Annotated in this window: 10 protein-coding genes; 9 read left to right on the top strand and 1 reads right to left on the bottom strand. The window is 64.5% G+C overall.

The genetic code is table 11. From position 1 onward, the window contains the following. The first annotated feature begins 154 nt into the window (after positions 1 to 154). The 7 genes from KA354_15185 to KA354_15155 all read left to right on the top strand — a co-directional run bounded on the left by KA354_15185 (position 155) and on the right by KA354_15155 (position 8,853). A complete protein-coding gene (locus KA354_15185; GenBank protein MBP7935985.1) occupies positions 155 to 358 on the top strand; it encodes a hypothetical protein in 204 nt (67 codons plus the stop codon). Between the two features lie 265 nt (positions 359 to 623). Beyond that, a complete protein-coding gene (gene aqpZ / locus KA354_15180; GenBank protein ID MBP7935984.1) occupies positions 624 to 1,313 on the top strand; it encodes an aquaporin Z in 690 nt (229 codons plus the stop codon). 688 nt (positions 1,314 to 2,001) lie between these two features. Then, complete coding sequence (locus KA354_15175; GenBank protein MBP7935983.1) at positions 2,002 to 4,785, top strand: DNA translocase FtsK; 2,784 nt, start codon at positions 2,002 to 2,004, stop codon at positions 4,783 to 4,785. A gap of 186 nt (positions 4,786 to 4,971) precedes the next feature. Further along, positions 4,972 to 5,880 carry an ABC transporter permease gene (locus tag KA354_15170; GenBank protein MBP7935982.1) on the top strand — a complete coding sequence of 303 codons (909 nt, stop codon included), beginning with the start codon at positions 4,972 to 4,974 and terminating at the stop codon, positions 5,878 to 5,880. Between the two features lie 42 nt (positions 5,881 to 5,922). Further along, on the top strand, positions 5,923 to 7,203 hold the full coding sequence (locus KA354_15165; protein MBP7935981.1) for an ABC transporter ATP-binding protein: 1,281 nt from the start codon (positions 5,923 to 5,925) through the stop codon (positions 7,201 to 7,203). Position 7,204: 1 nt separating this feature from the next. Further along, complete coding sequence (locus KA354_15160; protein MBP7935980.1) at positions 7,205 to 8,167, top strand: glycosyltransferase family 2 protein; 963 nt, start codon at positions 7,205 to 7,207, stop codon at positions 8,165 to 8,167. Next, positions 8,164 to 8,853: a class I SAM-dependent methyltransferase gene (locus KA354_15155; protein ID MBP7935979.1), complete on the top strand. Its 690-nt coding sequence runs from the start codon at positions 8,164 to 8,166 to the stop codon at positions 8,851 to 8,853. Before KA354_15160 ends, KA354_15155 begins: the two co-directional genes overlap by 4 nt. 277 nt (positions 8,854 to 9,130) lie before the next feature. On the opposite strand, the gene KA354_15150 is transcribed toward KA354_15155, so the two are convergent. Next, entirely contained in the window at positions 9,131 to 9,973 is an 843-nt protein-coding gene (locus tag KA354_15150) for a PEP-CTERM sorting domain-containing protein (GenBank protein ID MBP7935978.1), read from the bottom strand. Positions 9,974 to 10,677: 704 nt separating this feature from the next. On the opposite strand from KA354_15150, the gene KA354_15145 reads away from it, so the two are divergent. Together KA354_15145 and KA354_15140 are read left to right on the top strand one after the other, a co-directional pair. Beyond that, complete coding sequence (locus tag KA354_15145) at positions 10,678 to 11,226, top strand: sigma-70 family RNA polymerase sigma factor (protein MBP7935977.1); 549 nt, start codon at positions 10,678 to 10,680, stop codon at positions 11,224 to 11,226. Positions 11,227 to 11,238: 12 nt separating this feature from the next. Further along, entirely contained in the window at positions 11,239 to 12,516 is a 1,278-nt protein-coding gene (locus KA354_15140; protein ID MBP7935976.1) for a hypothetical protein, read from the top strand. Positions 12,517 to 12,708 lie beyond the last annotated feature (192 nt).

The following is a 12,708-nucleotide window of genomic DNA, read 5'->3' as shown; positions in this document are numbered from 1 at the left end:
AACCATCACAGGCCATGACCCCGAAATCGACAGGCCGGGCCCGACCCTCGCCTGCCGGACCCGGTTCAGTGGTTGGTGTCAGCCCTTCACTTGCGCCCCCGGCCTGGAAAGTCAGGAGTGGAGGATCGCCTCCGTCTCCTCACGGTCGCACTCCATGATGTACGCGATGCCCGTGACCCTGGCGCACTCCTCGGTCAGGCTCATGAGATCGCGGCGGTTGATCGATCGGCTGGCGGTGGTTTACACGACCAAGCGCGGAAGCCGGCTGAACATGGCCGAGATCGAACTCGGGATCCCCTCCCGACAGTACATGGGCGGCCGAATCCCGGACAAGCTGAGGCTGGTCGATCAGATGTGAGTATAGCAGACGGATCGGAACCACAGCCGGGCGGCAATCGACTGGCCGTTCACCACCGCGGACGCACGGATCAAGGTTCGTCGGCTATACCCTGAGCTTCAGGACTGACGGAGCACTAGCTCCACTACCACCCCTGTCAAGAAAACCATCCCGAAGCCCCCACCACCTGCCCCACCACCGCCCTTGACTCACCCCCCCGAGGTCCTATAATCCTGCCCACGCGACTCATCACCACCACAGATCCTCGCGAAAGAAAGGAGAAATCATGAAACCGATTGGGGCAGAGTTCTTCGGGACATTCTGGCTGGTGCTCGGTGGCTGCGGGAGCGCCGTGCTGGCCGCCGCATTCCCCAACGTCGGCATCGGACTGCTCGGCGTGTCCCTCGCCTTCGGCCTGACCGTCCTCACCATGGCCTTCGCCATCGGGCATATCTCCGGCTGCCATCTTAACCCCGCAGTCTCCGTCGGCTTGTGCGTCGGCGGCCGCTTCCCGGCCGCCAAACTCGTCCCCTACATCCTCGCCCAGGTCCTCGGGGCCATCGCCGCCGGCGGAGTCCTGTTCTTCATCGCCAGCGGCAAAAAGGGCTTCGACCTGTCCGGCGGATTCGCGTCCAACGGATTCGGCGAACATTCCCCCGGCGGCTACTCCCTCTATGCCTGCCTGGTCTGCGAAATCGTCATGACCATGATGTTCCTCCTCATCATCCTCGGATCCACCGACAAAAAAGCCCCCCCAGGCTTCGCCCCCATCGCCATCGGCCTCGGCCTCACCCTCATCCACCTGATCAGCATTCCCGTCACCAACACATCAGTCAACCCGGCCAGAAGCACCGGCGTGGCCGTATTCATGGGCAGCTGGGCTGTCGCCCAACTGTGGCTGTTCTGGGTGGCACCCATCGCCGGGGCCATCCTCGGAGCACTGATCTACCGCGTGCTCCAAACCAAGGACAACTGAGCCCTCCGTTCACCTGGGCACCTTCCCAATCGACCGCCGGGCAGACCATCCGGGCCCCGTCCCGGATGGCCTGCTAACCAGCCTCCACCCCCACGACACCTCCCTCCAACCCCACTTCTCCACCCTCCACACTCCGCCCACCCAAGCCCCCGACAAACACCACCGGGACACCCGCCGTGTTATCAGCGCAGCGGATCGCCCCGCCCCAGTCGGTCACCCGCTAACCCGCCGGAGACACCCCGCAACGACTCGTCCCCGGCCGCCGGCAACAACCGGTGGGGTTCAAGGGCCTCCACGCCGCCCCCAACCCGCCATCGGACGACCCGCTTGGAACTGCTGCATTGGCTTCGTTTGGCGCCCAAGATCCTGACCTCCCACCCGACAAAACCGCCCTGGCGCGGTCGAAAACGCCCGTCCCACCCCGGTTCATTGGCTTCGTTCGGCAGCCCGCGTCCCCCAACAAACCCACCCCACCACCCACCACCGAAAATCCTGCAGCACCAAAGCAGACGGGTCCGATATTCACTCATTCGGGTGCGCCCGTGCCCGGGCTAGCGGTCTGCGCCGGAACGGGTCAACCCGAAAAACTGCCGGAAATCCGGCAACCGGTCCTGGCACTCCAGCAGCGGACAGATACGATACCGCCTGTTCCGGTGTTGGCCGGCGTGACACGGAGGAAACGCCCGTTATGACCACCTCTCAGGAACGAAGACAGCTGATCCGCGGATGTGTGATCCTGCTCTCGCTCATCGTCTGTGCCTTCCTCTGGCTGAGTATCCTCAGCTTCGACCCCACCGACTGGCCCAGCCCCCACAACTGGCCCCACCCCACACCGGCCAACAACGACGGCGGGCGAGCCGGAGCCTGGATCGCCTACCATATGTTCGTCTACTTCGGAGGCGGAGCCTACGCCGCCGTCGCCGGACTGACCGCGGCCATCGGCGTGCTCGCCCGAGTCGGACGACTGCCATCCCTCTGGCAGCGGGTCATCGGTGTGGCCGTACTCATCTCCGTCACCTCCGTCTGCTTCCACCTGCTTACCCCCTCCGTCGCCGAGGTCCAGAACCTCCCCTGGCCATTCAGCTGGGCCTTCCGCTCCGACCTGGCCTGGCCATTCAGCTCGCTCTGCTCGCTCTTCTTCGAGGCATCCGAGGCACCCCGTTGGCCCGAACTCCGCGGAGGCGTACTCGGCTACCTCCTGGCAACATGGCTGGTCAGCTCATTCAAGATCGGTACCCTGCCCGTCCTGGCATACCTCTGTCTGGTCGGCCTCCTGTTCACCACCGAGGGCCTGATCCTCCGCATCCCCCAGGCCATCCGCGAACGCCGCGGACAGATCCAGGAACTGGCCGAGGAGGTCCGCCAACGCCTGCCCAGAACGCCCTGGGCCGCCCGGCTCACCGCACCATTCCAACGACTCGCCACCATGCTGCCCGGACGCCGACAACCCGCCCTGGCCGGTGGAACCGCCGGCCCCGGACGAGGCTCCGGCTCCGCCGAGCTGAGGATCAACCCCGGCCGAAACTCCGGGGACAAGGCCGACGTCAAGAAAACCGAATCGAAGACCACTCCCAAGCGGGCAGCCGTCAAGGAAACCGGCACCGCCGTCCTCGATCCGGATCAGCAGGAAAAGAGCCCGCTCGAGGCCCCGGCCGACCCCGAGGAGGAAGAACCGACCGACGAGACAACCGAAGGCGAGTGCGAGAACGAGACGCAAGACTCGGCCCAGGTCGAAGAAGAAGACGCCGAAGAGGAGGACGAAGAGACCCAAGTCGAGGACGCGGAGAACACCGAAACCGGCGAGGCCGACGAGGAGTCCGAGGACGAGAGCCCGGACACCGCGCCTGAACCCCGGATGATCATTCGGGCGTCACAGCCACCCAAACCAGGCGCGGCCGCGCCGCCACCCGTCACCAAACCCTATCCGACCGAGCTGGCCGAATGGACCTACCCGCCCATCACCGTCCTCCAGGAGCCGGAGTACACCTTCACCTCCCACCAGGAAGCCCTGGTCCGCGAAAAAGCCCGCATCCTCGAACAGACTCTCCTCGACTATAAGATCGAAGCCAAGGTCGTCGAAATCGACACCGGGCCGGTCATTACCATGTTCGAGATCTCCGTCGCCCCCGGCGTCAAGGTCAGTCAGATCTCCTCCCTGGCCAACGATATCGCCCGATCACTCAAGGCCCCCAGCGTCCGCGTCGTCGCCCCTATCCCCGGCAAGAACACCATCGGCATCGAAGTCCCTAACCTCGATAAGGAAAAGGTCCGCATCAAGGAACTCATGACCCTGGCCGGCGCCGCCGCCCAGAAGATGCAGCTTCCTCTGTTCCTCGGAAAAGACGCCAGCGGCGGAGCCCTGGTCAGCGACCTGACCAAGATGCCACACATGCTCATCGCCGGCACCACCGGCTCGGGCAAGAGCGTGTGCATCAACTCGATCATCATCTCGATCCTCATGACCCAGCGACCAGACCTCGTCAAACTCATCCTCGTCGACCCCAAGATGGTCGAAATGAGCATGTTCCGCGAAGTGCCCCACCTGATGTGCCCCATCGTGACCGAGATGGAACGCGCCGAGAAGATCCTGGAGTGGGCCACGGTCAAAATGGATGAACGCTACGCCCTCCTGGCCGAGGCCGGCGTCCGCAATATCGCCGCCTACAACCGGCTCACCAAAGAGGAAAAACGCGAGCGGTTCCAGCCAACCACCCCCGAGGAAGAGGCCCAGATCCCTTCACACCTCCCCTACATCATCATCATCATCGACGAATTGGCCGACATGATGATGCTCTCGGCCAAAGAGGTCGAGCTCCATCTCTCCCGCTTGGCCCAGAAGAGCCGGGCAGTCGGCATCCACATCATCGTGGCCACCCAGCGGCCGGAAGCCAAGATCGTCACCGGCCTCATCAAGAGCAACCTGCCCTGCCGGATCGCGTTCCGCGTCGCATCACGAATGGACTCCCGCATCGTCCTCGACCAGAACGGGGCCGAGGTCCTCATGGGTCAGGGCGATATGCTCTACCTGCCACCAGGATCTTCCAAACTCATGCGCGCCCAGGGCACCTACCTCGAAGACGCCGAACTCAAGTCCGTCATCAACTTCCTCAAGGAACGCGGCGCCCCCGAGTTCCACCCCGAACTCATCCAGCTCCGCAACCAGGAAATCAGCACCGACGGGCCACGCGACGAATTCTTCGACAAGGCCGTCGAGATCGTCCTGGAAACCAAACGCGGCAGCGTGAGCCTCCTCCAACGCCGCTTGGCCGTGGGCTACTCCCGGGCCAGCCGCCTCATCGAGGAAATGGCCGCCGCCGGCATCGTCGGCGAATACAAGGGCAGCCAGGCCCGCGAAATCGTCATCACCCCCGAGCAGTGGCAGGCCATGAAAGAAGCCGAGGCCGAACGCCTCCGCTCCACCGCCCTCAAGGACGACGGCGTGCCCGACATGCTCTACGACGACGACCTGTAACTACGCCATGACAACGATCTGTAACTAATCCGCGCCCTCCGCACCTCCGATAAACGAGTAGGTCCATCGAACCGCTCCACGCGGATGGTCTGCCGCCGGAACGATGAAACAAGGCTGTATAGATTGTAAGATCTTATTAATAATGATCTTATGACCTATCCACGGGCCGCGAGGAACAGCGCCGCAATGAGTACGATACCTTTGGACTTCGCGACCGGCCATGCCGGGGCGGCCTCAACCCTGCCCCCGACCCCCGACGCGGCGACCACCCCGGCCAGCCTTCCGACCCTCGACATCCGCCCCCGCTTCGGCTGGCAGGCCGTCGACTTCAAGGAGCTCCTTCGCTTCCACGAGCTGCTCTACTTCCTGGTCTGGCGGGACATCAAAGTCCAGTACAAACAGACCGTCCTCGGACCAGCCTGGGCCGTGCTCCGGCCCCTGGCCAACTTGGTCGTCTTCTCCTTCGTCTTCGGCAAGCTGGCCGGAATGCCCTCCCAGGGCGCACCCTACCCCCTCTTCCTCTATGCCGGGTTGCTCCCCTGGACCTTCTTCTCCGCCGCCGTGCTCGGAGCCACCGGCAGCCTGCTCAACAACGCCCACTTGCTGTCCAAGGTCTACTTTCCCCGCGTGATCCTGCCAACCTCGAGTGTCTTCGCCGAACTCACCAGCCTGGCCATCAGCTTCCTGATCTACGGCTGCATGATGCTCGGCTACGGCTACTTGCCCGGGGCGTCTGTGATGCTCCTGCCCGTCCTGGTCTTGCTCACCGTCATCACCGCCCTCGGCATCGGCTACCTCCTCGCCGGCCTGACCGTCATGTACCACGATGTCCGCTTCGTCATCGGCTCCCTGATGGGCGCATGGATGTACGTCAGTCCGGTGATCTACCCGGCCGACCTCGTGCCCGGCAAGCTCCGCTGGCTGCTCATGGTCAACCCCATGACCGGGATCATCGATGCGTATCGTTCGGCCTTGCTGAACCAGCCGTTCAACTGGCTGTCCCTGAGCTTCTCGGCGGTGATCGCTGTAGGTGTTTTCCTGTTCGGTTTGTACTTCTTCTATCGGACGGAGAGGCACTTCGTGGACGTGGCATAGAGGCGCGTCGGGGCCGTGGACCCGACTGGCAAAGGGAGTCGCATGAGCCAACCGGCCATCATCGTTGAGCGCTTGTCCAAGCAGTACAAGCTCGGGGCCCGCAAACGCCGCGACCGCCGCCTCAACACCGTGCTGGCCAATGCGGTGAGGTATCCGTTCCGTCGCCTGCGGGCAAAGGGCAAACCGCCGGCCGAGGATCGCCGATTCTGGGCCCTCAAGGATGTGTCCTTCCAGGTCCAGCCCGGCGAGGTGCTCGGGATCATCGGACCCAACGGGGCCGGCAAGAGCACCCTGCTCAAGATCCTCTCCCGAATCACCGACCCGACCGGCGGCCGGGCCCGCGTTCACGGCCGGCTGGCCAGCCTCCTCGAGGTCGGAACCGGCTTCCACCGCGAACTCACCGGCCGCGAGAACGTCTATCTCAACGGGGCCATGCTCGGCATGCGCAAGGCCGAGATCGATGCCCGCTTCGACGAGATCGTCGCCTTCTCCGAAGTGGAGAAGTTCGTCGACACCCCGGTCAAACACTACTCCAGCGGTATGTACGTCCGCCTGGCCTTCGCCGTCGCCGCCCATCTGGCCACCGAGATCCTCCTGGTCGACGAAGTGCTGGCCGTCGGCGACGTGGCCTTCCAGAACAAATGCCTGGGCAAGATGGACACCGTGGCCCGCCAGGGCCGCACCATCCTGCTGGTCAGCCACAACATGGACGTCATGGCCCGCCAGTGCACCTCCTGCTTGTGGCTCAGGAACGGGGAGGTGGCCGGAATGGGAAAACCCTCCGCAGTAATCCAGCAGTACCTTACCACCATCTCCAGGGGACACAGCGAGTGGAAATGCTCCGACCGCGACCTGGACCCGGCCAAGCTGGTCCAGATCACCGGCGTGCGGCTCATCGGCCGAGATGGCTCTTGCACCCCGACCGTGCCCTTCGGTCCACCCCTCGCGGTGGAGATCGACAGCATCGTCCGGCGGCCGGTCTACGGGGCTACGTTTAACCTGACCCTCAAGAACGCCATGGATGTGGCCGTGTTCGTGTCCGCCGAACAGGACTGCCCGGGCAGCGTACCGCTCGTCCGCCGACCCGGTCGCTGCCGGACCCTCTGCCATCTGCCCGGCGACGTGTGGAAGCCCGGCTACTACGACATCGCCGTGGGCGTCCACCAGGAGAGCAGCCGCGTCCTGGATCGCGTCGAGGACGCCATCCGCTTCGAGGTGTCCCCGGTCAACAGTCCCGGCGCCGACGGCCGGCGCGGGGTGATCTCTCCGGCCCTCCAGTGGGAGAGCCACGAGCTCGACGCCGCCAGGCAGGGAGCAGCCTGATATGGACCAGGTGACGCTCGCGATCTGCACCTACAACAACGCCCGACTGCTGGATCGCGCCTTGGCCGCCATCCAGCACCAGGACTATGCCTCCAAAAACTGGTCTACGCTCGTCATCGACAACAACAGCACCGACGACACCGCCGCAGTCGTGGATCGGTATGCGGCCGCCGGACACATCCCCGGCCTGCGCCGCGTGCTCGAATGCCGGCAGGGGTTGACCTACGCCCGCCGCCGGGCCGTGGCCGAGACCGACTCCGAGTGGATCGCGCTCATCGACGACGACTGCTTCATCGCCCCCGACTGGGTCCGCCAGACCATCGCGTTCTGCAACGCTTACCCCCAAGCCGGCGCGATCGGCGGCCGAACCCGCGTCGCGTGGGAGATCCCACCCGACCAGACCGTCGCCCGATACCGGGCCAGCTTCGCCGAGCAGGACTACGGCAACCAGCCCCTCCGCATTCAGCCCACGGCCAGCCCCGCGCATCTGGTCGGCGCCGGACTCGTCCTGCGACGCCAGGCCCTGCGCGATTGCGGCTGGCTCGATGCCGGAATCCTCACCGACCGCAGCGGCAGACATCTTACCGCCGGCGGCGATACTGAGATCGTCTTCCGCATCCGGAACACCGGCTACGAACTATGGTACAACCCGGCCATGAGCCTGGAACACTTCATCTCCCGGCATCGACTGTCCGTGCCGTATCTCTGCCGCCTGCAACGCGGCTTCGGGCAGTCGCGCCCGATCTGCAAATCGCTCCAGTTCAACCGGCAGGACACACTGACCTGGCGGACCCGACTGTTCTGGGATCACCTCCGCATGTTCAGCCGCGTCGCACGCGAGTACCTCCACTACCGGCTGATCGCGCCCCAAGCGCTGAGCCCGGACTACCGCATCGCATTCCACTTCCGCCTCGGCCAGATGGAAGGCGCCATCCGCTTCCTGCTGAAAGGTTACCACCCATGACCCAGACCGCTGCAGTCAAACCCGCTTCGTGGCGCCCCACCGCCCCCCCCTCCCTCCTGGATCGACTGACGACCTTCGCCCGGCGCGCGATCAGACCGTCCGAGTTCGAGCTCGTCACCCGCCGCGTATCCGCCGCCACCGGCAGCAACGCCGGGGCGATCTTCTCCTACTGCAGCCCGGTCGAACTGGTCACGCTGTATCGCCTGGCCCGCTCCTGCCCGCCTGGCACTATCGCCCTCGAGGTCGGCTCGCACTTCGGAGCCTCCGCCTGCTACATCGGCACGGCCATCAGCCAAATCGCCGGCCGGCTCTACTGCGTCGACACCTGGGGCAACGAGACCATGCCCGAGGGTTTGCAGGACACCCTCGCCGTCTTCGAAAGCAACACCCGCGGCCTGGGCCCGGTGATCCGCCCGATCCGCAAACGCAGCGAACTGCTGGAGCCGGGCGATTTCGAGGCCCCCCTCGGCTTCCTCTTCCTCGACGGCGATCACAGCTATGAATCGGTGAGCATCGACTGGGCCAGGCTCGAGCCATGGCTCGGCCCCAAGGCCACCGTCGCCTTCCACGACATCAAGCACTTTCCAGGCGTCTCCCGCTGTGTCGGCGAACGCCTGGCCTCCAACGACTGGAAACTGGGGGGGTTCGTCGACAACCTGGTCTGGCTCCACCGTGCCCATTGGTGAGCACGTTTGGCTTCATCTTGCAGGGAGCGCTCAGCGTCCAACGGCCAACAGCGCCCAGGGAATTTGGTATCGAGACGTGCACGGCAGCCTGCCCGGCGAGCCGGACTTCGACTGGGGACAACCGCAGGGCAGCCGCTTGCAGTGCGGAAAACGGGACGCACCCCCAAGGGGACATGAGCCGAGGTTTCTACTCTTTTCCCCCAAGTCAATACGGCGGCGGCCGCGACGAAGACGCGGCCGCCGCCGACGATCTGTTCTGACTCAATGTCCCGAGGCCTCACGCCCTCTTGCGCTGGGCCAGCAGCCCGCAGAGGCCCAGACCCAAAAGGACCAGCGACGCCGGCTCGGGAATCGGCTCGCCGATGAACTGAAGCCCGTTGATCGGCGCGCGATGAATATCGCCAGCGGTCCCCCCCATCTGGATCGTGATGCTGTCGGCGGTCAAAGCATCCGTCAGCAGGAAGTTGCCCTCGCCGTTGTTCGGGCTGGCCGGCCACATCTGATTCCCGTCTCCCTCGGACACGGGGACCTGGAAGAGGCCGTCAGGGTTCTCGTTTCCGCTCGCGCCGCCGCCGGCGTTGAAATCGACGCCCTCACTGTCTTCGCCCGAGCCCTGGAAGAGCTGCGAGCTGGTGGCGTTGTCGATGATGGTGTACTGAGCGACACGCCAGTTGCCGCCATTGTCGCCGTCGAAGAAGATGGCTACCTGGAACGACTTGAAGTAGCCGGCCAGGCCGGTGATCGTCACTCGGCCGGCGTCGGCCGCATCGAGATAGCCTTGCATCATCTGCGGGTTGGCCCCGCCGGACAGATTGGCCCCGCCGCTGGTGCTGGGCAGCGTCCACGTGCCCAAGTCAGTCGAGTAGCTCAGCCGCAGGCTAGTGGCGGCATTGGCGCTATCAACCAGGGCCAGATCCGTGGCTGAAGCACCCATGGCGTTGTTCCAATTGCTGATGTAGCTTCCCGAAACGTTAGGGTTGCCTGCCAAGTCGGTGGGGGCCAGGGAATAGCCCGGATTGCCACCTGTGAAGTTGACGCTGACCACCGACGCCGCGCTGGCCGCAACAGGCACCAGCCCGATGGTCAGCACGATCAGAAGTGCAAATGCACCATGCCTCATAGTCTCTCCTCCATTTCAAGATATGTGTCTACCACGAGCGGCCAATTCCGCCGGGCCGTAAGATCCACATCATGCCACTCGCCGCCCCCTTTGTTGCGAAGCGTCCGCCACTTCCACGAACACCGACGGTGAACGCGATTCGCTCCGGCCTCTGCCCGCAAATACCGAGGCACGTCGGCGGCGCCATTCGGAGCTACTCCGTCCATTCTACCCACTGATCCTGAGAGTGCAACAGGTTTGGCGCGAGTCTGTTGAGTTCTGCGTCTCTGGGCGGCGGAGCTTCCGGTCGGGACCGACCAGATCCGTTCTCGTGCAAAAAACGCTTGTAAGTCATTCAGAAGGGAGGAATAACGGTGGGCGCATTGAACCGCCTCGCATGCTTGGGCCCCGCATGTTTTCGCGGCCTTTCCGTTGCTTCTGGACACATCGAATCAACAATCGGAAGTGACGACCTGCGGTCGGCATTCAGGGCTCGGCGGTCAGGGGGGTGATAGCCTGGGCTGAGCCGGGCAACCCAGTCGGCGTGGGCGTGGGCCAAGCCGGAATCTCGGAGACCGGAGCAGATCTCAGGATCCAGATGGACCGCCGGCCGCCGATTGCCGACCACTCCCCCCGATCTGCGCAACTCATGATCCGACAGAAACTTGGCATCCTCCCGCATTTCGGTGTAAGAAAGGACCGCTCGCCGGCGACTATGTGGGCGCATGACGGCAGTACTGACCATCACGGAAGGGTGCACTTCAGTGATCGAGTGGCCGGTGATCGTTCGCCAACACGGTCCGATCGTGTGGAAGACCGCCTACCGGCTGCTTGGCCAGGACGCCGATGCCGCGGATTGCTTTCAGGAGACCTTCGTGTCGGCCATCGAGTACGCCGGCCGGCGGGAAGTGACGAACTGGCCCGGGCTGCTCCAGCGGCTGGCCACGGCGCGGGCCTTGGATCACTTGCGGCGCCGGATTCGGACCGGTCGCCGGAGGGTGCCGGGCATCTCCTGCGAGCAGCTTGCGGCGTCGGGGCCGGGCCCGGACCAGGTGGCTTTGGACGCCGAGATGGGCGACCGTCTTCGGGCGGCGCTCTGCGAGCTGGCGCCGCAGCAAAGCGCGGTCTTCTCTCTGCGGTGTCTGAGCGGATTGAGTTATGAGGAAATCGCTTCCGAGTTGGGACTGTCCATCGACACGGTGGGTGTGACCCTGCATCGGGCCCGTGCCAGGCTTCAGGAATTCCTGGGTGGATCCACCGGTCGAAAGAATTGATCGAGGTGAGTCATGTCGCTTGAGCACAACAATCCCGGGAATGATCTGCTCGAGCGTGCGGTTTCCGTGCTTCGGGACGCGAACGTCCCGAATGGGCCGTCGCCCGAACTCGTCGAGAAGACACTCGCGAGGATGGGCGGCGGCGTTGCTCCAAACCAACCACGCTTGTTCAGGAGGATCATTCAGATGAAATCGAAGATGAAACTGGCGGTTGCGGCCGCCGTGGTCATTGCGTTCGGTAGTTTCTCATTCTGGGGTCTGCATCAGCGGGGATTATCGGTGGCCTTCGCTGAGGTTCGCAAGACCGTTCTGAGCGTGCATTCGGTCTGCTTCAAGGGCACGTCCGTGGTGCAGGTGCCCGGGATGGCCGCCCAGACGGTGACAACCGACGTGCTCATCGTGGACGACGGACGGATGCGGCAGTCGGTCCATCCAAGCGGCATGGTCATGATCTGGGACTGGTCGCAAGGCCGGTGCCTGAGCCTCGAGCCGTTGACCAAGCGGGCGATGGTAATGGAGATGTCCAACCTGCCGCCAGGGCAGAAGCAGTTCAATCTGCTCGACATCTTCCGTCAGCTCGACGAATCCTGCGCGGCGCCCATGGAGGACAAGGTTATCGCCGGCCGGACCGCGAAGGGCTTCAAGGTCGTCACGCCTGGGCAGGAGATGGCCATCTGGGCTGACCCGCAGACCCGCTTGCCACTGCAGGTGGAACAGACCCTGAAGGTCGGCATGCTGCCCACGACGACCATGACGATGACGGACTTCGTCTGGGATCAGCCGGTGGACGAGTCGCTGCTGAGCCTCACCCCGCCGGAGGGTTATGAATCGCAGACCTTCAAGATGGACTTGGGCCCGGCCACCGAGCAGGACCTGGTCAACATGCTGAAGGCGGTGGCCGACTACAACGGCGGCAAGCTCCCGTCCGATCTGAGCCTCGTCTCGATCGCCGGTGCCGCCGGAAAGCGGATGGCCCGGGCCGTGTTCGACCCCACCAAGAAGAAGCAAGAGGAGGCGCAGATGATGCAGGTGATATCGCTCGTGGGTCGCGGCTGGATGTTCATCAACGACCCGAAGAACGGCGAGGACTTCCGGTACGCAGGCAAGGACGTGCCGATCGGCCAGGCGGGGACGCCGGTCCTTTGGTATCAGCCCCAGGGCGCGGCAACCTACCGGGTCATCGACGCGGATCTGATCGTCCACGACGTGCAGCCGGGTGACCTGCCCACCGGCCCGTCGACGGCCTTGCGAGCCGCCTCCGCCCCGGCGGACGCCCCGCAGCAGCCGTGAGCGAATTGTCACCGGACATCCATCGCACCCAACTGAGCTGACGATAGGCGCAAAGCAACATGAATACTCGAACCCGCAACTATCAGGACCTGTTCACGGCCGCCGCCACCGCCCTGCTGCTCTTCTCCCCGATGCTGCCCGCACCGCTGACCGTGGTCCTCTCGGCGACCCTGCTTGCGATCGGCATTGCCT

The organism is Phycisphaerae bacterium, assembly GCA_018003015.1.
GTDB lineage: Bacteria > Planctomycetota > Phycisphaerae > UBA1845 > PWPN01 > JAGNEZ01.
Note: the sequence above shows the minus strand (reverse complement) of the source record. Positions and strands in the feature narration are given on the sequence as shown.